Genomic DNA, 25,749 nt, shown 5'->3' on the forward strand with positions numbered 1-25,749 from the left:
GTTTTTTATTCGATTGGTAACCAGAATTGATGCTGAATCGATTTGAAATGTATATGGAATTCATGCTGTCCTAATTCTTCACCATCCATTTGGCCTTGTTCGACACTATGGTCTGAAATAGTAAATTCTGGCTCTTGAATATGCCATACTTCCTTATCCTTCAGATGTGAACCATTCGTCAGCAATTTGGTAAATAGTTTAACGAATGTCATACCGGTGATTTTATTGACAACAACTAAATCTAACTTTTCATCGAAAGGTTGGGCAAGAGGGTCGATAGCAATCCCACCACCAAAATAAGGATGATTTGTTGCAACCACTATATATGCTGAATCGAAATGTTTAGTTTTACTTCCATATTCAACATCGATAGGGAATCCACCTTGAAGATGAATAACTTTTATCAAGCTCGAAACATATGCTAAAGTCCCCATCTTCAACGTATTCAAAATATCTTTTCGTTTGGAGTGGTTAGTGTAATATACCGTACTTGCATCGAAACCCATTCCGATGTTGTTAACAAAGTATTTAGTTTGATTGGTGTTTAAATCATCCGCTTGTGCAACATCGATCGTGACTGGATCATCCATGATCAACATCTTTTGCAGTAATTCAAGTGGACCCTGTTTTTTGATTTTCAATCCTCGACTAAAATCATTTCCTGATCCACTGGGGATGTAGGCAAGGGGAGTATCAGGATTATCTGATATCATTACTCCATTGAGAGCCTGGTTTAAAGTCCCATCTCCACCGATAACCAAAATTCTGGTAAATGGAGTAATATTTTCTGCCAATTGTTTGGCAATTGGTATTCCATCGCCATCACATTTAGTTTCGTGAACTTCAAAATTAATTTCAGCGTTTTTTAGAAAATTTTGAATCTTGTTCCAAGTACTTTTTGATTGGCCATTGCCAGCACGTTTATTATAGATTATTTCAATCTTCTCAATCTTTGACATTAGTTCTGGTTACTCCCCTAGAAATAAAAAAGCAGATCGATTGATCTGCTTAAATTGAAGTTGATATTAACATTGGAAGGATAACAGGATTTCTTGCAGTACGTTTGTATAAGAATTCTTGTAATCCATCGATGATAACTCGTTTTAAAATTGCTTCGGTGACAGGATTTTCTTTGTCATCAAATGCGTTCTTGATCAAATGGAAAACACGTTTTTGCGCTTGATTGATCAACTCACCTGATTCTCTCATATAGACGAATCCTCTAGAAAGAATATCTGGACCAGCCAAAACAATATGTTTCTTGTAGTCGATAGTTGCAACTACAACGACCATTCCTTCTTCTGAAAGAATTTGACGATCGTGGATAACAACGTTACCAATATCGCCAACACCTTTACCATCGACATAAACATCTCCGGCAGGGAAGTGTCCTGCACGATGAGCAGTATCTTTAGTCAAGGCAAGAACATCACCGTTTTCCATCAAGAATGAATGATCTTGCGGAACATCACATAATTCAGCTAATTCAGTGTGTATCTTTAACATACGATACTCACCGTGAATTGGCATGAAGAACTTAGGCTTCATTAATCGAAGCATCAATTCTTGTTCTGTTTGACCACCGTGTCCAGAAGCATGGATATTGTTGACTTTACCATGAATAACTTCAGCACCAGCTTCAGATAATTGGTTGATCAAATGGTTAACACTGATAGTGTTACCAGGAATAGGGTTACTAGAGAAAATAACCGTATCTCCAGGTTGAATACTGATCTGTCTGTGTGTTCCGTTTGCAATACGACTAAGTGCTGCAAGTGGTTCACCTTGAGAACCAGTACATAAGATCAATGTTTCGTTAGCAGGAACGTGATTCAATTCGTGTGGGTCAATCAACATTTCATCAGGAATATTTAGATATCCTAATTCACGACCATTTGCGATTGCACCTTCCATGCTTCGACCAAAGACAGCAATTTTACGACCCTGTTGGATCGCAGCGTCAACGGCTTGAGAAACACGATAAATATTTGAGGCAAATGTAGCAAATATGATTCTGCCTTGAATAGTCTCAAATATTTGGTGAATAGTAAGACCAACTGAACGTTCTGATTTTGAGAAAGTTGGAATTTCAGCATTTGTACTGTCTGACATGAGAAGTAAAACACCTTCAGCACCAAGACCAGCCATCTTTTGGAGGTTAGGTGCAGGTAGTCCAGCAACAGGAGTCAAGTCAAACTTGAAATCTCCAGTTTCTACGATTGTTCCTTCTGGTGTATGTACAGCAACACCTAATGTATCAGGAATTGAGTGAGTAGTTCTGAAAAATGTAACGCTTGTTTTGGGAAACTTGATTACAGAATCTTCACCGATTACGTTCATTTTTGTAGATTGTAATAGGCCATGTTCTTCCAATTTACCTTTAATTAATGCACAAGCTAATGGACCGGCATATATAGGTATATTTGGTAACTTTTGTAATAGGTAAGGAATTCCACCAATATGATCTTCGTGACCATGGGTGATAAATAAACCTTTAATTTTATCTTGATTTTCAACTAGGTAACTATAATCAGAAATTACGTAGTCGATTCCCAGAAGCTCGTCTTCAGGGAATTTGATACCGGCATCAATAACGATCAATTCGTCTTGATATTCGACACCATACATATTTTTACCGATTTCGCCAAGGCCCCCGATGGCGAAAACAGCAACTTCATTATTTTTAACGTTTAGAGCCATTAACTAAAACTCCGTCAATTTGAAATTAGGATTCTGTTGTTCATATTCAAGATGTTTCTCGTCTAATTCTTGAATCAATTCGATATCGTAATTTGTATTTTTTTCTACTTGTTCACGTACGTCAACGCTGGTATCAGCATCGATGTAGATTGAATGTGTATATTCACGGCGGGGGTTATCTTGTTTGTTTTCTTGGAATAAAACTTTGTATATCACTATAAATTTCTCCTTTTGTATTTCATTAAAACGAAGCTCAAAAGTGTTTCGTTTAAGTATTTCCAGTCCATTTGGTTGAGCAATCAACAAGTAACACAATTTTAACATACACGAACTAGTAAGTATACTCAATCGCACGCATGGTGAAGCGCTTTTTTACGAGATAACAACTGTGCTTGGGTCTACTTCAAAAGGATTCTTTTTGTCGATCTTGTCATAGTATAAATGACCATTTAAATGATCGATTTCATGTTGGCAAACGATTGCAGGATAATCGCGCACACGTAGTGTTTGAGAGTTACCATCAAAATCATCATATTTGATAGTGATACGGTCGGATCTAGGAACAAATCCAGGGACATCCTCATCAACAGACAAGCAACCTTCACCTTGTGATAAAGCTGCATTTTGAACTGAGTTTCTAACAATAACGGGGTTGATCAATGTGATTTTTAACAAAGGCTTGTCGGGATTTTCTTCGTCTGGGACTAAAACAGCAGCCATCATTTCTGAGACTCCAACTTGGGGTGCGGCCAAACCGACACCGGCACGAAGTTGATGCTTTTCGGCGAATTCCTCATTTTGACTGTTTACTAGGTATTCCATCATGTCATCAGCTAATTTTTTATCTTTATCACTTAATGGAAATTCTACTTTTTGGCTTACTTTTCTTAAAACAGGATCGCCATCACGGACGATATCTTTCATTAAATACATATTTTCCTCCAATAATGTTGGGTTATGAAGCTAGTAATTACATTATAGATTATTTGACCTAAAATTTTTACTTAAAAATCTATATTTTATTATGAGTAACTATAATTTAAAAAGCTTGTGAAATATGGTAAACTCGATTTATGCAACATATGTTTGCGGTTTCATCGTTGATACTGCAGGCTAGAATGACTTTTAATGCTGTTCCATTACCAATAACTCATAAGTGCTATCGAATCCATTTTTGATCTTGCACTTTTTTTGTGTAATGGGGTTGGTTGATCAAGTTGAATCGTTGTTGTACCAAAAAAATTTTGTTTAATCTAGGAGGAACCAGATATGAAGCTAATTGATTATGGTGTTAGGGACGATGAAAGACCTTATATTGAAGAGTGGTCAAAGAAGAATAATATCGAAGTCAAAATTGTTCCAGAATTGCTAAATCCTGAGACTATCGAATTGGCCAAGGATTATGACGGGGTTGTTGCTTATCAACAACTACCATATGAATCAGCTATTTTTGACAAAATGAATGAATTTGGTATTCATGTGCTTTCACTTAGAAATGTTGGTGTTGATAACGTTCCTTTTGATGCCCTTAAGAAAAATGACATCAGATTGACTAATGTTCCCAGTTATTCACCAACAGCAATTGCTGAATATTCAGTAACTGGTTTGATGATCTTACTTAGAAGTATGAAATCAATGATCCGTAAAGTTGATAAACATAATTTTATGTGGGCACCTGATATTGGTCGTGAATTAAATGAGATGACTGTGGGTGTTGCAGGTACAGGTAGAATTGGTCAAGCTGCAATTAAAATCTATCAAGGTTTTGGAGCAAAAGTGATTGCTTTTGATAAATATCGTAATCCTAATATTGAAAAACAAGATTTATATGTAGACACATTAGATGAATTATTAAAAGAATCTGACGTTGTAACACTTCATTTGCCAAGTTTGGGAGCAGGAAACACTGTTATCAATAAAGGCAGCATTGCAAATATGAAAGATGGTGCGATCGTCGTAAATACTGGTCGTGGTGATTTGATCAATACCGCTGACCTTAACGATGCTGTGAAATCAGGCAAACTTTTAGGAGCTGTGCTAGACGTATATGAAAATGAAGTTGGTATTTTCAACAGTGACAGAACAGGCCAAGAGCTAGATGACAAACTTTTGAGCGAAATGATCGAGAATCCTAAGATTATCGTATCTCCTCATATTGCCTTTTATACAACAACCGCGGTTAAGAATATGGCAACAATTTCTCTAGACTCGATGGTTGACGAATTGAACAATGGTAAATCAGATAATGAAATAGACCTTGGATAATGAAATGAAAATTGTTTTGTAAAAATTATTGTATTTTTTTTCATCAATGGTAAACTGAAAGTATTGAAAGCCCTTACAGATATATGTAAGTGGCTTATTGTTTTGAATGGAAGGAATGTGAAAAATGGCACAAAGTTCAGTTGTTGATTTTGACGCAATTAAGAAAAATTTGGCAGATTTACCGAAACCTATTCAGATTTTGGATGAAAATTCCAAGGTTGTTGACAAAGAGGCATTTGATTCATTTTCCGATGACGATCTTGTCGAATTCATGAAGAAGATGGTTTGGGAACGTGCATTGCACGAACAAACAATGAATTTCTCTCGTCAAGGACGTATGGGATTCTATGCTCCTACAGAAGGTGAGGAAGCTTCAGAGATGGGTACAGTCTTAGCTATGAAGAAGCAAGACTACTTATTACCTGCTTATCGTGATGTTCCTCAATTGATCCAACACGGAGCAACAGTTACAGAAGCATACTTATGGTCAAGAGGCCATGTTGTTGGTAACAAGTACGAAGCTCGTGCTATGATGCCACAAATCATCATCGGTGCTGCATATGATGAAGCAGCCGGTGTTGCTATGGGTCTTAAGAAAAACGGAGAAGAAGCAATTGCCTTCACATATACAGGTGATGGTGGTACTTCTCAAGGTGATAGTTACGAAGGTATGAACTTTGCCGGAGCTTTCCAAGTACCTGCATTGTTCATCGTTCAAAATAATGGTTTTGCTATTTCTACTCCAAGAAATAAACAGACTGCTGCACCTTCACTTGCACAAAAAGCAGTTGCTGCTGGTATTCCAAGTGTTCAAGTTGATGGTATGGATATTTTGGCATGTTACAAAGTTGCTAAAGCAGCTCGTGACTACATCATCGCTGGAAATGGTCCCGTAATGATCGAAACATTGACATATCGTTATGGTGCTCACTCAAGTGCTGGTGATGATCCTTCACGTTACAGAACTGAAGAAGATACAAAACCTTGGCATGAAAAAGATCCTCTAATTCGTTTAAGAAAAGTTCTTGAAGATAAAGGACTTTGGTCAGATGAACAAGAAGATAGTCTCGTGGATGAGTACAAGGCAACATTCAAAGATGCAATCAAGGAAGCAGATGCTGTTCCAGTTGATAAGGTTTCAGATATGTTGAAACGTACATTTGAAATTCCAACTCCAGAAATGAGAAAAGAAATTGAAAAATTCGAAGCAAAGGAGTCGAACTAAAGATGGCAAAGAAGACATATATTAAAGCAATCACTGACGCCTTGGATATTGTTTTGGACGAAGATCCAAAAACATTGATCTTTGGTGAAGATGTTGGTAAAAACGGTGGTGTATTTAGAACCACACAAGGTTTACAAGACAAGTATGGTGAAGACCGTGTCTTTGATACACCTTTAGCTGAATCAGGTATTTTAGGATTAGCAACTGGTCTTGGTGTTACAGGCTGGCGTCCAATTCCTGAAATCCAATTTATGGGATTTTCATTTGAAGCTATTGACCAAATTGCTGGCCAAGAAGCTAGAATGCGTTTCCGTTTCGATGGTAAACAACATTCACCAGTTACTATCCGTACACCTTATGGTGGTGGTACACATACTGCTGAAATGCACGCTGATAACCTTGAAAACTTCTTTACAGGAGTTCCAGGACTACGTGTTGTTATGCCAAGTAACCCATACGACGCAAAAGGACTATTGATTTCATCAGTTGAAAGCAATGACCCTGTTCTATTTATGGAAAACTTGAAGTTATATCGTTCAATGAAGGATGATATTCCAGAAGGCAAGTACACAGTTCCATTGGATCAAGCTAATGTTGTACAAGAAGGTACAGACTTAACTATTGTTGCTTATGGTGCTGAAGTTAACGAAGCAAAGAAAGTTGCTGACAAACTTAAAGACAAAGCTTCTATTGAAGTTATCGATCTAAGAACTGTTTCACCAATCGATACAGACACAATTTTCAAATCAATCGAAAAGACACACAAAGTAGTAATCGTTCAAGAAGCTCAAAAAATGGCTGGTGTTGGAGCACAAGTTGCTTCAGCAATTGCTGAGGATGCTATTCTTTCTCTTGATGCACCAATTGGTAGAGTTGCTGCTCCAAATAGTGTTTACCCATTCGCCCAAGGTGAGGATTACTGGATCCCTGGTGCTGATGAAATTGAAGAAAAAGTAAACGAAATTTTAAACTACTAATTAATGACTAAATGCATGGAAGGGAAGGATCCAAAGTATGGCTTTTAAATTTAAACTACCTGAACTAGGTGAAGGTATGGCCGAAGGTGAAGTTGCTAGCTGGCTTGTTAAAGAAGGAGACACAGTTAAAGAAGATGATTCTTTAGTTGAGATCCAAAATGATAAATCAGTTGAGGAGCTACCTTCTCCTGTTGCTGGTACTGTTAAACAAATTGTTGCTCAAGAAGGAGCAACTGTTGAAATTGGAGATACTTTGATCATTATTGATGATGGTTCTCCTGACACAGGTGACAACGATGCTGCTCCAGCAGCCGCTGCTGACGATGCTGCTCCTGCAGCATCAGATGACAAAGCTGCCGCTCCAGCCGCTGCAGCAGCACCTGCTGCGGAAGCTACTGGTTCAGCAAATGCTAAATACTTAGCAATGCCATCTGTACGTCAATATGCACGTGACCAAGGTGTTGACCTATCAACAGTTACACCAACTGGTAAGCATGCACAAATTACTGAAGCTGATGTTGATACAGCTAAGAGTGGTGCTCCTGCTGCAGCCGCCGCTCCAGCCGCCGCCGCTGCTCCAGTTGATACTGCTGCAGAACCTATCAAACCTTACAAGTCAGACTCACCAGAACTTGAAACACGTGAAAAGATGACTATGACAAGAAAAGCTATTGCTAAAGCAATGGTTCAAAGCAAGCATAGAAGTCCACACGTAACTAGTTTTGACGATGTTGAAGTTTCAGCATTGATGGCTAACCGTAAGAAATACAAGCAAATTGCTGCTGACAAAGATATTAAGTTAACATTCTTACCTTATATCGTTAAAGCATTAGTTGCTGTAATGAAGGAATATCCAGAATTCAACGCATCTATTGATGACACAACTGAAGAAATTGTTTACAAACATTACTTCAACGTTGGTATTGCAACAAACACAGATCATGGTTTGTATGTACCAAATATCAAGAATGCTGATTCTAAAGGTATGTTCGAAATTGCTAAAGAAATCTCAGAAAACTCTCAAGCCGCATATGACAACAAGATGAGTGCCAAGACAATGTCTGGTGGTTCAATTACTATCAGTAACGTTGGTTCAATTGGTGGTGGCTGGTTTACACCAGTTATCAACCAACCTGAAAGTGCTATTTTAGGTGTTGGTAAAATCGCTAACGAACCATACGTTGACGAAGATGGAAACATTCAAGTTGGTAAGATGCTCAAGCTTTCATTGAGTTATGACCACAGATTAATTGATGGTGCTTTGGCACAAAACGCATTGAACCTCATGAAGAAATTGCTTCATGATCCAGATATGTTGTTAATGGAGGGTTAGTATTAAAATGGCAGATAATGTTGAAGAAAAAGATACAGTTATTATTGGTTCAGGTCCCGGTGGATATGTTGCAGCTATTCGTGCAGCCGAATTAGGACAAACTGTTACAGTTATTGAAAAAGAAGACACTGTCGGTGGTGTTTGTTTGAACGTTGGATGTGTACCATCCAAAGCTCTTATCGCTGCTGGTAACCGTTTGAAGCAAGATCGTGACTCATCAGTTTATGGTATTACTACAACAGGTGCTGAAATCGATTTTACTAAGACACAAGCATGGAAAGACGAAAAAGTTGTTGCTCGTATGACAAACGGTGTTAACATGCTTCTCAAGAAGCATAAAGTTGAATTGATCCAAGGAGAAGCATACTTGGACAATGATACACAACTACGTATCATGCCAAGTGGTCCTCGTCAATTCATGGATAACGGTGGTGGCCAAACTATTAAGTTCAAGAACTTAATTTTGGCAACTGGTAGTCGTCCAATTGAAATTAAAGGATTCAAATTTGGTGAACGTATTATCGATTCTACAGGTGGCTTGAACCTTAAAGCTATTCCTAAGGAATTCGTTATCATCGGTGGTGGATATGTTGGTACTGAGTTAGCTGGAGCATATGCTGACTTAGGTGCACATGTTACTATCCTTGAAGGTACACCAAACATTATTCCTAACTTTGAAAAAGATATGGTTTCTGTTGTTAAGAAGAACCTTGAAAGCAAAGGCGTTACAATTATTACTAGCGCCATGGCTAAGAAGGGTGAAGAAACTGACAAAGATGTAACTGTAACTTATGAAGTTGATGGAAAAGAAGAAAAAATCACAGCTGACTATTGTATGGTAACTGTTGGACGTCGTCCAAACACAGACAACTTTGGTCTTGAAATGACAAGTGTTAAGACAACTGATCGTGGACTTGTAGAAGTTGACGAACAAGGTCGTACATCCGTTTCAAATATCTTTGCTGTTGGTGATATCGTTCCCGGACCTGCTTTAGCTCACAAGGCTTTCTTTGAAGCCAAAACAGCTGCAGGTGCAATCTCAGGACAAAATTCTGCTAATGACTTTATTGGTGTGCCAGCGGTCTGCTTTACAGATCCTGAATTAGCAAGTGTTGGTCTAACAAAAGACGAAGCTAAAGAAAAAGGAATCGAAACAGACGTTGCTAAGTTCCCATTTGCCGGTAACGCTCGTGCCGTTTCACTTGACGAAGCTGAAGGTTTTGTAAGATTAGTTGCTGAAAAAGGCACTGGTACATTAATTGGTGGTCAAATTGTTGGACCTGGTGCTAGTGAATTGATTTCTGAATTAAGTGTTGCAATTAATTGTCAACTTAACGCAGAAGACATTGCACGTACAATTCACCCACATCCAACATTAGGCGAACCTGTACAAGAAGCTGCAGATATTCTTATTGGATATCCTACACATATTTAATTAAACAAAAGCGATGCAATTGCATCGCTTTTTTTGTATAGTTAAAGAGTAAAAAGATTGGGGGATTTTGACAATGCGAGAAAATTACAGTTATCCACTTGATGGTGATTGGACGTACGATGATATCGTTAAAGTCGTTGCACTATACAACGCAGTAGAGGCTGTTTATGAACATGGAATTCAACGGGAAGAATTTATGCAAAAATATCGAGCATTTTGCCAAGTAGTACCTATGAAAATGGAACAAAGACGTTTGGATCATGATTTTGAACAAGAGTCTGGATATTCAATTTACAAGGCATTTAAACAAAGTCAATCGACTCCAGTTAACGGGAAAGTAAGGCTTCATTATGAAAGAACAAAGTAAGGAAATAGATAAATTTTTAACTTCATTGCTAAAAGATGTCGGTGAAAAATTATTTGTTGATGCGGATCGTAACAAAAGTGTTGCAACTAAGTCTGGTAGAAATGATTTAGTTACAAATTTCGACAAATCAACTGAAAAGTCAGTTGTTCAAACTATCAAAGAAAATTATCCGGATGCTGTTATTGTAAGTGAGGAAGGCTATGGTGATACTCCTGATAGCATGGATGGCCTGGTATTTTTTGTTGATCCAATTGACGGTACCATGAATTTTGTCAAACGTAGGGATGATTTTGCTTCCATGATCGGGGTATATTTGGATGGTAAGCCATATGTCGGAGCAATTATTGATGTGATGAATAAAAAGATTTATCATGGTGGTCCTGAAATCGGTGTTTATGAAAATGAACATAAACTTGAAAATCCTGAAAATTTGGAATTATCGCAAGGGCTAGTTGATATAAGTGGTCCAATGGTATTAGCAAATAAATTTAATACTCAAAAAGTAGTCCACCATAGTAGTGGAATTAGAATTTTTGGTAGTGCAGGAATAGTTTTTAAACATTTAGTAACTGGAAAAGAAGTCATGTATATGTCCTATTTAGCTCCTTGGGACTTGGCTGCTGGACGAGTACTTTGTGAAAGTATGGGCTTAAACGTTGTAGGAGTTGACGGTACGCCTGTAAATATGCTAAAATCACAAGTCGTAATAGCTGGTACTCAGAAAGTCGTTTCTGAAGTACTAGAAACGGTTAAAAATTGTGACTAAACTGTGAATTACAATCACAGTTTTTTTATTGCAAGTGATGATTATTGTCATTTATGGAAGGAAGAAATAACTTGACTAAAAGAAGAGAAGATATTAGAAACATTGCGATTATCGCCCACGTTGACCACGGTAAAACAACCCTAGTTAATGAAATGCTAAAACAATCAGATACATTAGATGAACATTACCAAATCCAAGATCGTGCCATGGATACTAATGCAATCGAAAAGGAACGTGGAATCACAATCCTTTCTAAGAATACTGCTGTTGATTATGACGGTAAGAAGATCAACATTTTGGATACTCCAGGACACGCCGATTTCGGTGGTGAAGTTGAACGTATCATGAAGATGGTTGATGGTGTCCTATTAGTTGTTGATGCTTATGAAGGAACAATGCCTCAAACACGTTTTGTTTTGAAGAAAGCTTTGGAACAACATTTAACACCAATCGTTGTTATTAACAAAATTGATAGACCAGGTGCTCGTCCTGAAGAAGTTGTTGACGAAGTTCTTGAATTGTTCATCGAATTAGGTGCTGACGATTCACAACTAGACTTCCCAGTTATTTATGCTTCAGCTATCAATGGAACATCAAGTTATGATTCTGATCCTGCAAAGCAAGAACATACTATGAATCCATTGTTTGATACTATCCTTAAGACTATTCCAGCTCCTATTGATAATTCAGACGAACCTTTACAATTCCAAGTTGCCTTACTTGATTACAACGATTATGTTGGTCGTATTGGTATTGGACGTGTATTCCGTGGAACTATCAAAATCGGTGATAACGTTACTGTTATGAAGCTCGATGGATCAACCAAGAACTTCCGTGTAACGAAGATATTTGGTTTCATGGGTCTTGATCGTGTTGAAGTCCAAGAAGCTAAAGCCGGAGACCTTATTGCTGTTTCTGGTATGGAAGATATCTATGTTGGTGAAACTGTATGTCCAGTTAATCATGAAGAAGCTCTACCATTGCTTCGTATTGATGAACCAACACTACAAATGATGTTCCTACAAAATAACTCACCTTTCGCTGGTCGTGAGGGTACAGAAGTTACTGCTAGAAAGATCGACGAACGTTTAAGAAGACAATTACATACTGATGTTTCACTTAAAGTTGAAGATACTGATCAAGCTGGTGCTTGGATGGTTTCTGGACGTGGTGAACTTCACTTGTCAATCCTTGTTGAAGAAATGAGACGTGAAGGATTTGAACTACAACTTTCTCGTCCAGAAGTTATCTACAAGAATGTTGATGGCGTTAATAGCGAACCATTTGAGGAAGTTACAATTGATACACCTGACCAATACGTTGGTTCAGTTATCGATGCAATGTCACAAAGAAAAGGTGACATGAAGAACATGGAAAGTACTGGTAATGGTCAAACTCGTTTGATCTTCTCAGCACCTTCACGTGGATTGATCGGATTTTCAACAGAATTCCTTTCAATGACTGGTGGTTACGGTATCATGAACCATACATACGAAGAATACAAACCAGTTGTTAAGAACTGGGAACCAGGTAGAAGATCTGGTGCCCTAGTTTCAATCAACCAAGGTCAATCAACAACTTATAGTTTGCAATCAGTTGAAGATCGTGGTCAATTATTTATCGGTGCACAAGTTGATGTTTATGAGGGAATGATCGTTGGTGAAAGTAGCCGTGATCAAGATATCGCTGTTACAGTTACTAAAGGTAAGAACCTTACAAATACTCGTGCTTCAGGTAAAGATCATGCTGCTGCTATCAAGACACCTAAGGCTATGTCACTAGAACAATCTATCGAATTCTTGAATGAAGATGAACTATGTGAAGTAACACCTAAGAATGTACGTCTTCGTAAGAAGATTCTTGATACAAATGAACGTAAGAAGTATGACAAACAACGTAAAATGTCTAAAAAAGCTTAATTCAAAGAGGACAAGAGAAATCTTGACCTCTTTTTTTTATACCCAATTGTGTAGTAACGAGATTTTGATTGGTGGTATAATCTTAGTATTAGATTTTGGGAGTTTAAATGTGAAAAAATTAAAGCTAATTGACCTTTGGATCGTCGTTCCTTATGTGATTCTTTTAGGGATCGGTATCGTTATGGTCTATTCTGCCAGTTTTTATAATAATATGATGCAAGGTGGTAGCACCACACAATATCTTTTGAAGCAGACTTTATATGCTTTGCTGGGTGCTTTTATCTGTTTTATTGTTTATATGCTCAAGGCAAAAGTATTAAAGGGAAGAGGTCTCTTAAGTCTTCTTGGTGGTATAACTTGGTTTTCATTACTGTTTTTGGTAATAAGGGCAAGAATTAATCCAAGCAGTAATATTAATGGTGCTTCTGCATGGATCAATTTGGGGTTAATAAATTTTCAGCCACTAGAATTAGCCAAACTTGTTTTGATAATGTATTTAGCCTTAGTATTGGCGATAAAACAAAATAAAATGAATGACATCGACGGATTTAGAAGTTTATGGCAAGCTAACAAGGTACCGTTGATTTTCATTTTGACCATGATAATAATGGTCGTAGTTCAACCTGATTTTGGTGGAGCTTTAATTTTAATTGTGTTGAGTTTGGTGTTGATTTCAGCATCTACTATACCTTCCAATTTAATTTGGAAACTCGATGGTTCATTAATAGCTATGGTTACTGCTGCATTAGTGTTCCTATTTACAGCAAAACCAGGATTCTTTATTCATAATTATCAGTATCAACGATTTTTGGCCATGCAACATCCATTCGAATTAGAGAGGACGTCTGGGGCACAGATCGTAAATTCATTCTATGCCATCAGTAACGGTGGATTCTTTGGAGTAGGTTTAGGAAACAGTATTCAAAAAAGAGGTTATTTACCAGAACCTCATACCGATTTCATTTTATCTATCATCAGTGAAGAATTAGGTGTTTTTGGAGTATTGATCATTCTTTGCTTATTGGCCATGATAGTTTTGAGAATCGTCCTTGTAGGATTACGCTCAAAAAGTACATATAATTCATTAGTTTTGTATGGAATTGCTACAATGCTCATGTCACAAATCATTTTAAATGTTGGTGGATTATTAGGATATATTCCTTTGACCGGTGTTACATTGCCATTTATTAGTTATGGTGGTTCAAGTATATTGGTCTTATCCGCAGCATTAGGTATCGTACTCAATTTGGAGGCGACAGCAAAGTTTGATTCAATCGAAAAATAAAGGTGATTTAATGTTTAAAAAAGTAGAACGTCAAGCACTTTATGTTTGGCTCTATTCCATGAAATGGAAAAAGAAGTTACAACATTATGGGACTATTTACTATAGTTCACCCAAAATGAAATATGTAATGCTTTATGTCAATACCAGCAGATTGGCTGATGTCAAAAAAGAACTTACGACTAAAAAATATGTTAAAAGAATATCTTTGGCACATCGTAAGGAACTTGATGAACATTATGATTTGGCTGATGTCAGAAAAGCTGAAAAATTTACCGAAGGTGGAGAAGAATGAAAGTCGTATCTGGAGCTTTTGGTGGTCTAAATTTAAAACCAGTTCCTGGAAAAAACACTCGTCCAACTTCTGGGAAGGTCAAGGAAGCCATGTTTAGTATGATCACTCCATACTTTAACGGTGGAATCGCTTTGGACCTTTTTGCTGGAACAGGGTCGCTGGGAATTGAAGCAGTTTCTCGAGGCTATGAAAAGGCATATTTAGTAGATAAAGCCTATAAAGCAATTAATGTAATTCATGAGAACGTTGAAAAAACACATCACGAAGAACAATTTGTTGTAGTAAAATCATCGGCAACTGAAGCATTAAAATCATTTGCTGAACAGTCAGTGAAATTTGACTTAGTTTTTCTGGACCCACCATATAGAATGAAGATCACTGAAAATCTAATTAAAGATATGATTTCAAATCAACAATTAAATGAGGGTGCTGTTATTGTTGATGAAACCGATTATGAAGTAGATTTATCTGAAATGGATAATTTAAGTTTGATCAAAAAGAAGGATTACAAAGATACAATGGTTGCGTTGTATCAGTACGGAGGAAATTGATGTCAGAAAGAATTGGATTGTACGCAGGCAGTTTTGACCCAGTGACTAACGGACATTTGGATATTATTAGGAGAGCTTCAAAGCTATTTGATAAGGTAATAGTGGCAACAATGACCAATACAAAAAAGACTTATCTCTTTAACTATGAAGAAAAGAAGTCTTTTATTGAAAATGAAATTAGTGATTTGGATAACGTTATTGTTATTGACGGTAAGGATCAACTAACAACTGGCCTTGCAAAAAAATACAATGCACGTTTTCTGGTCAGATCAATGAGAAACTCGGATGATTTTGGTTATGAATCCGGAGTGGCTACGATCAATAAAGTATTAGACGATGATATTGAAACAGTATTTTTATTGGCAGATTATCGCTATACAAATATTTCATCATCAATGATCAAAGAGGTTGCAAGATTCGATGGGGACATTTCTCAATTAGTCCCTGAACTTGTAGCCCAAGAATTGAAAAAACGGTTGAGAAAGGTAAACTAGCCATTGAAATTCAACAAAACACGCAATAAAGTAATTGGCGCCATATTCATTGTTATTGTAGTATTGCTATTTTTTATGTTCCCAACCAAATACTATTTGGAAGTTCCAGGAAGCGCGGAACCGACCTCACAATATGTGAAAGTTGATGGCAAACACGACAAGAAGAAAGGTGATTTGCTTTTAACAACAGTTGGACTAGTTAAAGGAACACCTTTCACCTTGTTAAAATCATTGGGGAATGACTTTGAGACTATTTCTCCTCAGGATGAGTTAATGGGTGGTGAAACATCGCAACAATATTTCCAAGTTCAACAGTATTATATGAAGTCGGCGACAAACAGTGCGATTCAAGCTGCCTACAGTAAGGCACATAAACCTTTCACCAAAGAGTATAAAGGTGTTTATGTAATGGATATTACTAATAATTCCAATTTCCAAGGGAAGCTGGAAGTTGGAGATACCATTAATGCTATTGATGGATACAAATTTCATAGTTCGACACAATTCATTAATTATGTGAAAAAGTTGAAAAAAACCGCTACAGTCAAAATTAACTTCATTCGTGATGGCGAGAAAAAAGAGGCTAAAGGTACACTTGTTAAGTTGCAAGATACCAAGCGTCATGGGTTAGGAATAACTTTAACTGATGATACAGTCGCAAAGGGTACTCCACCAACTGTCATCAATGCTGGCCAAATTGGAGGACCGTCAGCTGGTCTGATGTTTACACTACAAGTGTATTCACAAATAGCTAATAAGAACCTTAAAAAAGGTAGAACGGTTGCTGGTACCGGTACGATAAGCCCAGATGGAACAGTTGGACCAATCGGTGGTATCGATAAAAAGGTTTACGCAGCGTCTGCCGAAGGAGCAACCATATTCTTTGCGCCAAATGACCCTGTAACTAAAGAAATTAAGAAATATGATCCAACATATGTGAATAATTACAACTTAGCCAAACAAGCCGCTAAGAAGATACATACAAAGATGAAAATCGTTCCAGTTAAAAAATTGGACGATGCAATCAATTATTTAGAAAAATAAAACAATCAGTCGAAAGACTGGTTGTTTTTTTGCGTAATATACTTTGAGGTGATTTTAATGGAAAAAATTATTGAAAAGCTAAAAGAGTATAAAATTGTAGTTCTTACGTGCTTGGTAATGCTTTTGGGAGTCATGTATTTGAATGTGAATGGCAATAAAAAGAGCCAAGTAACTGAAACTAAACCCATGACTGAAGTTGTTCAAAAAAAGGATCCTATGAAGAGCAAAGAAAATGAACCCAAGAATATGATGGTCGATGTTCAAGGTGAGGTAAAACATCCAGGTGTATTTAAGATGAATAAAGGATCTATTGTCTTAGATGCTGTCAAAATGGCAGGAGGAATAACTGAAAGTGGTGATATTAGACAAGTTAATCAAGCTCAAAGAGTGACAGATGCCATGCAAATTTATATTCCACACATTGGAGAAAAATCAGCTGTTGCTAGTGGAAATACAAATTCTGGTTCTCAGTCCGGTGATAAATCCAAAACACAGGTAAACATTAACACGGCAGCAGTCGAAGACTTTCAATCAGTGTCTGGTATTGGTCCGAAGAAGGCTGAAAAAATTATTGAGTTCAGAGAAAAGAATGGAAATTTTGCTCAGTTAGAAGATTTAACAAAGGTCAGTGGGATAGGTGACAAGACTTTAGAGACACTCCGTGATTCATTGACAGTATAATGAGAAATAACTGGATTTTCCCAGCGATGTTGGTTACCTTGCTGTCATTTTGGTATTTTACAAGTAATAATTTATTAAATGGAATATTGATCGTATTTGTTTTATTGCGTATTTGCTTTTTAAAGAACACCAGGATTCTCATTGTTGTACTATTTTTAGGAGCCATATTTGCATTTAAATTTGAAACAGTTCAGCAAAGCCTATTAAATTCGGCAACAATTGAAAATTTGAGCAAAGTCACTATATTTCCGGATAAAATCAAAGTTAATGGAGACTTGTTGTCTGGTGATGCTGTGACAAAGCAGGGTACTGTAAAATTTCTATACAAAATTCCAACTGAAAAAGAAGCAATGTACTGGAAGAAAATTTCCGACCCAATCGATGCCGACGTATTTGTTAAAAGTATTGATAAAATAGAAGGACCCAGAAATCCTGGTGAATATAATTTTAAATTATATTCAAATCATCGGCAGATATTTTATAATGCAAAGTTTTCAAAGATTAATATGCCAACATTGCATGAACCACACGGAATTTTTGAGAAAATAAATGTTTTACGAATACATTCAATAAAGTATCTTGACAGTTTGCCTAAGTGGATCAGGATACATACCCAAAATTTGTTGATAGGCTACTCTGGTAACGATGAGTCTGATTTTTTCAAGACACTTAGTGTCTTAGGAGTCATTCATTTATTTAGTTTATCTGGCTTACATATACTTATTTTGGTCAACATGTTTTTGAAGTTTACATCCTTACTGAAAGTTACCAGAGAAGCTGCAGAGTACATATTGTTAACCATATTGCCAATTTATGGTGTGTTTGTGGGATCTAAAACTGGTATTTGGCGAGCTATCGTACTTACATTGGTTGCAATTATTGTCAAAAAATTGGAAATCAAACTTAGTAAATTAGATGTATTTTCCATCACGATATTGATATGCGAGTTAGTTAATCCGTTTGCGGTGACTGAAATGGGTGGCCAATTGAGTTTTCTTTTGTCGTTAGCTCTCATTTTTTTGAATGCAGGTTCATTTATTGCGTCTACTTTCAAAATGAATATTGTCAGTGTCCCAATTATTTCTTTCTATACATTTCAATTCAGTTGGTTAACATTAATAATGAACTTAGTGTTTGTTCCTATATTTACTTATATTATTTTGCCGACCACAATATTAGCACTGTTTAGTGTAAACAAATTCAATTCATTCTGGCTATGGTTAAATGGATGGTTCGATAAAATGTATTCATTGATGGGATTAATTTCCACGGATAGTCGTTTTGCATTCACTACAGGACAAATATCTATTTGGCTGGTAGTTGTAATGATAATTCTGTCGTTTTACTTTATTGAGCGAAAGAAAATATATGATAAGTTTTTAATTGAATTCATTGTCGTGTTTTCCATTTCAGTATTCTTGATCAAAGTTCCTATGTTTGGGTCAGTCTCGTTGATTGACGTTGGACAAGGAGATAGTATTTTAATCACAACTCCTCTCACTCGCAAGACAGTTTTGATCGATACTGGAGGAAAATTGGCCTTTCCAGTTAAACCCTGGCAGAGAAGAATTAGTATGAATCAAGTAGAGACTAGTACTATTCCAGTTTTAAAATCTAAGGGAATCACACACATAGATAGAGTTTTTCTTTCACACAAAGATGTTGATCATATTGGTAATCTTGAAACCTTGTTGACTAAATTTCCAGTGGATGAAGTTAGTTTTGGAAGTGGATTAAATACAAATCAGAGAATTAAAGATATCATGAATGCTCATAAAGATGTGAAGTTTTCAGCTTTAGAAAGTGGTGATCACCTTGATTTAGGGAATATAGGTTGGAATATCTTATGGCCAAGTAAGCCTAGTATTGGTGAAAACGGTGATTCTTTAACTATTCTTGCAAATATAAAAGGGACAAATTGGCTGTTTACTGGTGATCTGGATATCGAGAATGAGAATAAAATAATTGCGGCAAATCATTTTCATGTTGATTATTTAAAAGCCGGGCATCATGGTTCGAAGACTGCAAGTGGAGACAAACTATTGGAAGAGATACGTCCACAATGGGCATTGATTTCAGCCGGGGTCAATAACCGATATGGTCATCCTAATAAGGAGACTATTGATAGATTTGATACTCACAAGATTGCACATGTGAACACTGCTGATTATGGTATGATAACTTGGTATTACTTTCCATTTGATCAACATACAGAGCTAAAAGGATATTTGAAGGGTGAATTGATTGAAGCTAAATGAGTTAAAAACAAACTTAAAGCAGAATAATGTTAGTAACGTTTATTTGGTGACGGGACAAGAGCAGGCATTTATTAAGGACATTAGAAAGTCGTTCAAGAATCTCTTACAACCAGAAGAACAAGAAATGAACTTTTCTAGTTTTGATTTGAGTGAAATACCAATTGGAGATTTGATCAATGAATCTATCTCAGCACCGTTCTTTGGAGACAGACGGCTTGTTTTTGCTGAAAACCCATATTTCATGACTGCTGAAAAAGTAAAGCATACAGTTGATCAGGACCCAGAAGTTTTGATCGACTATGTCAAGAACCCAACTCCCACGACAATATTAGTCATTTTTGCAACGTATGAAAAATTGGATGCCCGAAAGAAGATTACTAAACAATTAAAAAAAGTGGCAACTCCGATAGATGCAGGGATGTTAGATAGTCATTTGTTAGCAAAAGCAATTCAACATGAATTGAGTCAAGATGGTTATTCCATTAATGGGGATGCTTTGAATATGCTTATCAGTAAAACAAAAGGCAATTACTCGCAGACACTTAATCAACTGGATAAATTGAAATTATATGCTTTGAAGTCAAAAATTATCAACGTTGATGCAGTTAATGAACTTGTTCCTCAAAGTTTGGATGACAATGTTTTCGATTTGATGAATAGTATTTTAAAAAACGATGTATATAATGCCGAAGATCTATATCATCAGTTTTTATTGCAAAAAATCGACCCGATATTATTAACTGCAATAATGACCTCACAATTAAGGTCACTGATCCAGACGAGAATACTAAGTAAAAAGGGCTTGTCTGAAGCTACTATTGCTAAGCAACTTAAAATACATCCTTATCGAGTTAAAATGTCTTTACAACAATCTAGAAAAATCGGAATGGACAAATTAAGCCTTATGTTTCACGATATTGTTAATTTAGATTATCAAGTTAAGTCAGGCCAGGGTGACAAAGAACTCCTTTTTGATTTATTCATCGCAAAATTTGCATAAAAAAAGGCCAACCTATATTTAAAATAGGTTGGCCCTAATTTTTAGCAAAAAAAATAAGCAACTAAAGTTGCTTAATGATTGATTAGTTTAATTTTGAAAGTCTTGACTTGTCGCGGGCAGCTTTGTTAGCTTTGATCAATCCCTTTGATTTTGCCATGTCGATTGCACGTTCAGCGGCTCTGAACAATTCATCTTTATTTTCACCATTGTTAGCTGCAACAGTTTCAAAGTTTTTGATAGCTGAGCGCATTGCGCTTCTTTGAGCATTGTTGCGAAGGTTAGCCTTGTCGGCACTCTTTACGCGTTTGATAGCTGATTTAATTTGTGGCATTTATTTCACCTCCGATTTATCGTTTGTTATAAACACAATACGTGTATTATACCCAACGAGAGCATTCAATGCAATGAATACTTATAAAAAAAGTCAGCCTTGATAAATATTTTTAAATGTAGTAATGTTAATAGCTGTGTTAACCATTACTCTGTTTAGCGAGTCACCAACGTTTTGCATAGTATGGCTAAATATAATAGGAAAAGGTGAATAGAATGGCTATTTCAAAAGAACAAAAGAACGAAATCATCAAAAAATATGCACGTAAAGATGGAGATACAGGTTCTCCAGAAGTACAAGTTGCCGTATTAACTTATGACATCAATGCATTAAACGATCACTTGAAAGTAAACAAGAAGGATCATCATTCATACGTTGGATTATTGAAGAAGATCGGTCACCGTCGTAACTTACTTTCATACCTAAGAAACAAAGACGTTCAACGTTATCGTGAACTCATCAAGTCATTAGGTCTACGTCGTTAATATATAAATATAAACATAATCAAAGAGATTCCTACGGGAATCTCTTTTTTTTTGTAATGTTTTTATTGTACTTTACAATGTGATAAGATGTTATTCAGGTATAGCTCAAGTAGTCTGATCAAAGACTTAAAAAAACGCAATTTAAATTGTGATCTATGCTATTTTTACGAAATGAGAGATGAAAAATGAGTCAAAAAATTAAAATTATGATTCTTAGTGGTGTACGTGAAACAGGTAAAAACATGTACGCTGTCGAAGTTAATGATGAAATATATATTTTAGATATTGGTTTGCAATATCCTGATAACGATCTTTATGGAATTGATGTCGTTGTCCCAGATATGACTTATATTCAAGAAAACATCAGTAAAGTTGTCGGTATCTTCTTGTCACATGGTCATGCGGATGCGATTGGTGCATTACCATACTTAGTTGGAGATTATGACATTCCAGTCTTTGGTGCGAAAATGACCATTGAATTAGCAAAAATCGTCTGTTCAAATGATCGTCGTAGTAAGAAATTTGATAACTTCCATGTTATCGATGAAAACACAGCTATCGACTTTAACGAAGCAACTGTTTCTTTCTTCAAAACAACTCACTCTGTTCCTGATTCATTGGGTACTGTTATCAAGACACAAGAAGGAGAAATCGTCTATACTGGTGATTTCAAATTTGATCAAGCTGCCTTGCCTCTTTACAAGGCTGATTTAGGAAGAATTGCTGCAATTGGTAACGAGAATGTTATCGCTTTATTAAGTGATTCCGCAAATGCTGAATCTCCATTTGAGAACTCAAACGAAACAGATATTTACGACTATATTTTAGATACTTTCAGTTATCATAATGGTCGAATTATTATTGCCCAAGTCGCATCAAACATTCAGCGTATGCAACAATTATTGGATGCCGCTGACAAAACAAATAAGCGGGTTTACCTTTCAGGTTTAGATGCTGAAAAGATTTTGAAGACTGCAATGAAATTGGGCTACCTTGAAGTCGATAACAAAGAATTGATCATTACAAGTAAAGACTTGGATAAAGTCGACAAAAAAGATCTAGTAATTATCGAAACTGGTAGAATGGGTGAACCTATCAAATTGCTTCAAAAGATGGCAAATCCAGCTGCAAAGACCAAGTTTGATATTGAAGAGGGAGACTTGGTATTTATTGCTACAACACCTTCTCACTCACTCGATACAACTTTTGCAAAGACTAGAGATGCTATTTACCGTACTGGTGCTGAAGTTAAAGCTTTAGGTGATGACATGCATCCATCAGGTAATGCTAACAAGACAGACTTACAATTGATGATCAACTTGTTGAAACCAAATAACGTGATCCCAGTTCAAGGTGAATATCGTTTATTGGATGCACATGCCAAGATTGCTCATGAGACTGGTATACCTTATCAAAATATTTTCTTAACTAAAAAAGGTGACGTTTTGAATTATGAAAACGGACAATTTTATTTAGGAAAAGCTGTCGACGCTGGGGATACTATGATTGATGGTATTGGTGTCGGGGATATTGGTAGTATCGTTCTTCGTGATCGTGAATTATTGGCCGAGGACGGTGTGTTTATCGCTGTAGCTACAATTGACCGTAAAAAGAAAAAAGTGGTTGCAAAGCCTAAAATTACCGCTAGAGGCTTCGTTTATATGAGAACAAGCCGTGACCTTCTAAGTGAAAGTTCTGATTTGATCGTTAATCAAATTACTGATTATCTTCAAAACAGTAAAGATTTTGACTGGTCAGATTTGAAACAGGGAGTTCGTGAGAAATTGAACCACTTCTTGTATGAACAAACTAATCGTCATCCAGTAATACTTCCAGTTATTATGGAAGTTAACCAAAACAGACATCGAAAATCCAAAAAATAGACCGTCATAGTGCGGTCTTTTATTATAACGAGGTAAATAATGGACGATTCAGATAATCTAAAAAAAATTTTAGAGCAGGCTGATGACGCATTTGAAAAGGGAAATTGGGAAGATGCGGTGGATTTTTATTCAAGAGCATATGGAATGAAACAATCCTTTTCCATTAATCAAGGTTTAGCGGCAGCGTTGTTAAATCAAAAGAATGCAGATCAGGCAGAGTCAGTAATTTTGGATTATTTTAATTATTATTTAAGTGATCCAGAAGCTGCTCAATTGGCCGTTGACATAGTAATAGAGAACAATGATTATCTGTTGGCCAATCAGATGATTCATTTTTACGCTGAAAATAAACTTTCGACGATAGAGGATGACTTTATCGATAATTTTAAAACGCGTGTAAAAATCTCAGAGGATAGGCATAGTAGATCTTTCACACCAAAAATGAAAATTATCGTGAAAAAAATCAATTCGATAGTCACATTGAATGTTGTGGACCAGATACAGCTGATCAGAAGCCTTCGGGAGTTTGATAAGGAACATTATTTGAGCTGTACCAAGCTTTTGATACAAAATCCGTTGCTTCATCCGCTGCTAAAAAGTGAAGTTATTGAAAATCTTTTTAAGCTTGGCATAGATGAAGAATTGAAAATGTCGTTCTATGGTGAAAATAAAACTTGCAATCCGGCTAGATTAAAGCCTATTATGTCTTCGGATGTTTATTTATCCATGTGTGACGAATTGGAAAAACTAATCGCAAATTCTGAAAATCAAGTTCAACTGGAAAATCTTCGTAGCGAGCTGTCTCTGTACGCTGCGTTGGTCTATCCGTTCGGTTCGGAGATAATAAAAACTCCAGAATTGTGGACAAAAGTTTTCCTTTTGCGGTATGGTTTACTAGATGAGTCACAGGTGGGTGACGATCCGGGGTTATCAGACGTTGAGAAATGGATAGATCGGTTTGATTCATTGATAAATACTTTTCAACAATGAAATTATGAAACTTTTTTCAAAAAGGGTGTTTACAATTCAAACCGCGCCCCGTATAATCCAAAGAGTATATTTTTAGTTGGTGATTTGCGGTGAATTTGTTTGCTTTCGCCTCTGAAAGTAGTATAATTTTTCAGTAAAGAGTCATCTAAAGAACATCTTCTTTGGATTAATCTTATGAAATGAAATTTTAGGAGGATTCTTTGTAATGGCAGAAAAAGAACATTATGAGAGAACTAAGCCCCATGTAAATATTGGGACAATTGGTCACGTTGACCACGGTAAGACTACTTTAACAGCAGCAATTACAAAGGTTTTGGCTGACAAAGGTTTAGCTAAAGCTGAGGATTACGCTGATATTGATAAAGCTCCAGAAGAAAAAGAACGTGGGATCACAATCAACACAGCCCATGTTGAGTACGAAACTGAAAAGCGTCACTATGCACATATTGATGCTCCAGGACATGCTGATTACGTTAAGAACATGATCACTGGTGCTGCACAAATGGATGGTGCCATCTTAGTTGTTGCTGCAACTGATGGTCCTATGCCACAAACACGTGAACACATCTTGCTTGCTCGCCAAGTTGGTGTTGACTACATCGTTGTATTCTTGAACAAGACTGATCTTGTTGATGATGACGAATTAGTTGACTTAGTTGAGATGGAAGTTCGTGAGTTACTTTCAGAATACGATTATCCTGGTGATGACATTCCTGTTGTTCGTGGATCAGCTTTGAAGGCTCTTGAAGGCGACCCAGAGGAAATCAAGCATGTTGAAGAACTACTTGACATCGTTGATGAATATATCCCAACACCTAAACGTGAAACAGACAAACCATTTATGATGCCTGTTGAAGATGTATTTACAATCACTGGTCGTGGTACTGTTGCTTCTGGTCGTATTGACCGTGGTGAAGTTAAAGTCGGTGATGAAGTTGAAATCGTTGGTTTGAAGCCAGAAGTTGAAAAATCAACTGTTACTGGTCTTGAAATGTTCCGTAAGACTCTTGATCTTGGTGAAGCCGGAGATAACGTTGGTGTTCTTCTTCGTGGTATTAACCGTGACCAAATCGAACGTGGACAAGTTCTTGCTAAACCAGGTTCAATCAAAACTCACACAAAATTCAAGGGTGAAGTTTATATCATGACAAAAGAAGAAGGTGGACGTCATACTCCATTCTTCTCAAACTATCGTCCTCAATTCTACTTCCATACTACTGACGTTACTGGTGTTATTGAATTGCCAGACGGTGTAGAAATGGTTATGCCTGGTGACCAAGTTACTTTTGAAGTTGACTTGATTGCTCCAGTTGCCATTGAAAATGGTACTAGATTTACTGTTCGTGAAGGTGGACGTACAGTTGGTGCCGGTGTTGTTACAGACATCATGGACTAATTGTTACTAAAACACGAATTTTAAAGAGTCGAGACCTTGGTCGCGACTCTTTTTTTGTAGTAAAATACCCAA

At 36.6% G+C, this 25,749-nt stretch carries 25 protein-coding genes; 20 read left to right on the plus strand and 5 right to left on the minus strand.

Features of this window, described 5'->3' with window-relative positions:
• Positions 1–5 precede the first annotated feature (5 nt).
• From EKM63_RS00360 to def, 4 genes are all read right to left on the minus strand, one after another.
• Complete coding sequence (locus tag EKM63_RS00360) at positions 6–959, minus strand: diacylglycerol/lipid kinase family protein (RefSeq protein ID WP_125702577.1); 954 nt, start codon at positions 957–959, stop codon at positions 6–8.
• A 49-nt stretch (positions 960–1,008) separates the two neighbouring features.
• A complete protein-coding gene (gene rnjA / locus EKM63_RS00365; protein ID WP_125702579.1) occupies positions 1,009–2,700 on the minus strand; it encodes a ribonuclease J1 in 1,692 nt (563 codons plus the stop codon).
• A 3-nt stretch (positions 2,701–2,703) separates the two neighbouring features.
• On the minus strand, positions 2,704–2,916 hold the full coding sequence (locus tag EKM63_RS00370; protein WP_125702581.1) for a DNA-directed RNA polymerase subunit epsilon: 213 nt from the start codon (positions 2,914–2,916) through the stop codon (positions 2,704–2,706).
• 156 nt (positions 2,917–3,072) lie between these two features.
• The gene (gene def, locus EKM63_RS00375) at positions 3,073–3,633 is read right to left on the minus strand and encodes a peptide deformylase (RefSeq protein WP_125702583.1); all 561 of its coding nucleotides are present in this window, start codon (positions 3,631–3,633) and stop codon (positions 3,073–3,075) included.
• A gap of 336 nt (positions 3,634–3,969) precedes the next feature.
• Here def and EKM63_RS00380 point away from each other — a divergent pair, with 336 nt between their 5' ends.
• From EKM63_RS00380 to holA, 16 genes are all read left to right on the plus strand, one after another.
• Positions 3,970–4,965, plus strand: coding sequence for a D-2-hydroxyacid dehydrogenase (locus EKM63_RS00380; RefSeq protein ID WP_125702585.1), 996 nt, complete (start codon positions 3,970–3,972; stop codon positions 4,963–4,965).
• A 124-nt stretch (positions 4,966–5,089) separates the two neighbouring features.
• Positions 5,090–6,190 carry a pyruvate dehydrogenase (acetyl-transferring) E1 component subunit alpha gene (pdhA, locus tag EKM63_RS00385; protein WP_125702587.1) on the plus strand — a complete coding sequence of 367 codons (1,101 nt, stop codon included), beginning with the start codon at positions 5,090–5,092 and terminating at the stop codon, positions 6,188–6,190.
• A 2-nt stretch (positions 6,191–6,192) separates the two neighbouring features.
• On the plus strand, positions 6,193–7,167 hold the full coding sequence (locus tag EKM63_RS00390) for an alpha-ketoacid dehydrogenase subunit beta (protein ID WP_125702589.1): 975 nt from the start codon (positions 6,193–6,195) through the stop codon (positions 7,165–7,167).
• A gap of 37 nt (positions 7,168–7,204) precedes the next feature.
• Positions 7,205–8,500 carry a 2-oxo acid dehydrogenase subunit E2 gene (locus EKM63_RS00395; RefSeq protein WP_125702591.1) on the plus strand — a complete coding sequence of 432 codons (1,296 nt, stop codon included), beginning with the start codon at positions 7,205–7,207 and terminating at the stop codon, positions 8,498–8,500.
• A gap of 7 nt (positions 8,501–8,507) precedes the next feature.
• Positions 8,508–9,935 carry a dihydrolipoyl dehydrogenase gene (lpdA, locus tag EKM63_RS00400; protein ID WP_125702593.1) on the plus strand — a complete coding sequence of 476 codons (1,428 nt, stop codon included), beginning with the start codon at positions 8,508–8,510 and terminating at the stop codon, positions 9,933–9,935.
• 73 nt (positions 9,936–10,008) lie between these two features.
• Positions 10,009–10,302, plus strand: a complete 294-nt coding sequence (locus tag EKM63_RS00405) for a UPF0223 family protein (protein ID WP_125702595.1) — start codon at positions 10,009–10,011, stop codon at positions 10,300–10,302.
• Positions 10,286–11,068, plus strand: coding sequence for an inositol monophosphatase family protein (locus EKM63_RS00410; RefSeq protein ID WP_125702597.1), 783 nt, complete (start codon positions 10,286–10,288; stop codon positions 11,066–11,068). The genes EKM63_RS00405 and EKM63_RS00410 overlap by 17 nt, the downstream gene beginning before the upstream one ends.
• A 53-nt stretch (positions 11,069–11,121) precedes the next feature.
• Complete coding sequence (gene typA, locus EKM63_RS00415) at positions 11,122–12,987, plus strand: translational GTPase TypA (RefSeq protein WP_125702603.1); 1,866 nt, start codon at positions 11,122–11,124, stop codon at positions 12,985–12,987.
• A gap of 109 nt (positions 12,988–13,096) precedes the next feature.
• Positions 13,097–14,272 carry an FtsW/RodA/SpoVE family cell cycle protein gene (locus EKM63_RS00420; protein WP_125702605.1) on the plus strand — a complete coding sequence of 392 codons (1,176 nt, stop codon included), beginning with the start codon at positions 13,097–13,099 and terminating at the stop codon, positions 14,270–14,272.
• 10 nt (positions 14,273–14,282) lie between these two features.
• Complete coding sequence (locus tag EKM63_RS00425; RefSeq protein WP_125702607.1) at positions 14,283–14,564, plus strand: YlbG family protein; 282 nt, start codon at positions 14,283–14,285, stop codon at positions 14,562–14,564.
• Complete coding sequence (rsmD, locus tag EKM63_RS00430) at positions 14,561–15,115, plus strand: 16S rRNA (guanine(966)-N(2))-methyltransferase RsmD (protein WP_125702609.1); 555 nt, start codon at positions 14,561–14,563, stop codon at positions 15,113–15,115. Before EKM63_RS00425 ends, rsmD begins: the two co-directional genes overlap by 4 nt.
• Positions 15,115–15,609 (plus strand): pantetheine-phosphate adenylyltransferase, encoded by a 495-nt coding sequence (gene coaD, locus EKM63_RS00435; RefSeq protein WP_125702611.1) that lies wholly within the window; start codon positions 15,115–15,117, stop codon positions 15,607–15,609. Before rsmD ends, coaD begins: the two co-directional genes overlap by 1 nt.
• A 3-nt stretch (positions 15,610–15,612) precedes the next feature.
• Positions 15,613–16,653 carry a SepM family pheromone-processing serine protease gene (locus EKM63_RS00440; protein WP_125702614.1) on the plus strand — a complete coding sequence of 347 codons (1,041 nt, stop codon included), beginning with the start codon at positions 15,613–15,615 and terminating at the stop codon, positions 16,651–16,653.
• A 57-nt stretch (positions 16,654–16,710) separates the two neighbouring features.
• Positions 16,711–17,334 carry a helix-hairpin-helix domain-containing protein gene (locus tag EKM63_RS00445; RefSeq protein WP_125702616.1) on the plus strand — a complete coding sequence of 208 codons (624 nt, stop codon included), beginning with the start codon at positions 16,711–16,713 and terminating at the stop codon, positions 17,332–17,334.
• Positions 17,335–17,561: 227 nt separating this feature from the next.
• Positions 17,562–19,592, plus strand: coding sequence for a DNA internalization-related competence protein ComEC/Rec2 (locus EKM63_RS00450; protein ID WP_164504873.1), 2,031 nt, complete (start codon positions 17,562–17,564; stop codon positions 19,590–19,592).
• Entirely contained in the window at positions 19,579–20,592 is a 1,014-nt protein-coding gene (gene holA / locus EKM63_RS00455) for a DNA polymerase III subunit delta (RefSeq protein WP_125702620.1), read from the plus strand. The genes EKM63_RS00450 and holA overlap by 14 nt, the downstream gene beginning before the upstream one ends.
• Positions 20,593–20,674: 82 nt before the next feature.
• On the opposite strand, the gene rpsT is transcribed toward holA, so the two are convergent.
• Positions 20,675–20,923 (minus strand): 30S ribosomal protein S20, encoded by a 249-nt coding sequence (gene rpsT, locus EKM63_RS00460; RefSeq protein WP_125702622.1) that lies wholly within the window; start codon positions 20,921–20,923, stop codon positions 20,675–20,677.
• Between the two features lie 215 nt (positions 20,924–21,138).
• Between rpsT and rpsO the strand changes: the two genes are divergently transcribed.
• From rpsO to tuf, 4 genes are all read left to right on the plus strand, one after another.
• Positions 21,139–21,408 (plus strand): 30S ribosomal protein S15, encoded by a 270-nt coding sequence (gene rpsO, locus EKM63_RS00465; RefSeq protein WP_125702624.1) that lies wholly within the window; start codon positions 21,139–21,141, stop codon positions 21,406–21,408.
• A 185-nt stretch (positions 21,409–21,593) separates the two neighbouring features.
• Positions 21,594–23,291, plus strand: coding sequence for a ribonuclease J (locus tag EKM63_RS00470; RefSeq protein ID WP_125702626.1), 1,698 nt, complete (start codon positions 21,594–21,596; stop codon positions 23,289–23,291).
• Between the two features lie 39 nt (positions 23,292–23,330).
• A complete protein-coding gene (locus EKM63_RS00475; protein ID WP_125702628.1) occupies positions 23,331–24,281 on the plus strand; it encodes a tetratricopeptide repeat protein in 951 nt (316 codons plus the stop codon).
• A gap of 205 nt (positions 24,282–24,486) precedes the next feature.
• The gene (gene tuf / locus EKM63_RS00480; protein ID WP_125702630.1) at positions 24,487–25,677 is read left to right on the plus strand and encodes an elongation factor Tu; all 1,191 of its coding nucleotides are present in this window, start codon (positions 24,487–24,489) and stop codon (positions 25,675–25,677) included.
• Positions 25,678–25,749 lie beyond the last annotated feature (72 nt).

This window comes from Companilactobacillus mishanensis (assembly GCF_003946505.1).
GTDB classification, from domain to species: domain Bacteria; phylum Bacillota; class Bacilli; order Lactobacillales; family Lactobacillaceae; genus Companilactobacillus; species Companilactobacillus mishanensis.

Coding starts and splice junctions, on each gene's coding strand:
- EKM63_RS00360 (WP_125702577.1), bottom strand. CDS start 959: ATGTCAAAGATTGAGAAGATTGAAATAATCTATAATAAACGTGCTGGC.
- rnjA (WP_125702579.1), bottom strand. CDS start 2,700: ATGGCTCTAAACGTTAAAAATAATGAAGTTGCTGTTTTCGCCATCGGG.
- def (WP_125702583.1), bottom strand. CDS start 3,633: ATGTATTTAATGAAAGATATCGTCCGTGATGGCGATCCTGTTTTAAGA.
- EKM63_RS00380 (WP_125702585.1), top strand. CDS start 3,970: ATGAAGCTAATTGATTATGGTGTTAGGGACGATGAAAGACCTTATATT.
- pdhA (WP_125702587.1), top strand. CDS start 5,090: ATGGCACAAAGTTCAGTTGTTGATTTTGACGCAATTAAGAAAAATTTG.
- EKM63_RS00390 (WP_125702589.1), top strand. CDS start 6,193: ATGGCAAAGAAGACATATATTAAAGCAATCACTGACGCCTTGGATATT.
- EKM63_RS00395 (WP_125702591.1), top strand. CDS start 7,205: ATGGCTTTTAAATTTAAACTACCTGAACTAGGTGAAGGTATGGCCGAA.
- lpdA (WP_125702593.1), top strand. CDS start 8,508: ATGGCAGATAATGTTGAAGAAAAAGATACAGTTATTATTGGTTCAGGT.
- EKM63_RS00405 (WP_125702595.1), top strand. CDS start 10,009: ATGCGAGAAAATTACAGTTATCCACTTGATGGTGATTGGACGTACGAT.
- EKM63_RS00410 (WP_125702597.1), top strand. CDS start 10,286: ATGAAAGAACAAAGTAAGGAAATAGATAAATTTTTAACTTCATTGCTA.
- typA (WP_125702603.1), top strand. CDS start 11,122: ATGGAAGGAAGAAATAACTTGACTAAAAGAAGAGAAGATATTAGAAAC.
- EKM63_RS00425 (WP_125702607.1), top strand. CDS start 14,283: ATGTTTAAAAAAGTAGAACGTCAAGCACTTTATGTTTGGCTCTATTCC.
- rsmD (WP_125702609.1), top strand. CDS start 14,561: ATGAAAGTCGTATCTGGAGCTTTTGGTGGTCTAAATTTAAAACCAGTT.
- coaD (WP_125702611.1), top strand. CDS start 15,115: ATGTCAGAAAGAATTGGATTGTACGCAGGCAGTTTTGACCCAGTGACT.
- EKM63_RS00445 (WP_125702616.1), top strand. CDS start 16,711: ATGGAAAAAATTATTGAAAAGCTAAAAGAGTATAAAATTGTAGTTCTT.
- rpsT (WP_125702622.1), bottom strand. CDS start 20,923: ATGCCACAAATTAAATCAGCTATCAAACGCGTAAAGAGTGCCGACAAG.
- rpsO (WP_125702624.1), top strand. CDS start 21,139: ATGGCTATTTCAAAAGAACAAAAGAACGAAATCATCAAAAAATATGCA.
- EKM63_RS00470 (WP_125702626.1), top strand. CDS start 21,594: ATGAGTCAAAAAATTAAAATTATGATTCTTAGTGGTGTACGTGAAACA.
- EKM63_RS00475 (WP_125702628.1), top strand. CDS start 23,331: ATGGACGATTCAGATAATCTAAAAAAAATTTTAGAGCAGGCTGATGAC.
- tuf (WP_125702630.1), top strand. CDS start 24,487: ATGGCAGAAAAAGAACATTATGAGAGAACTAAGCCCCATGTAAATATT.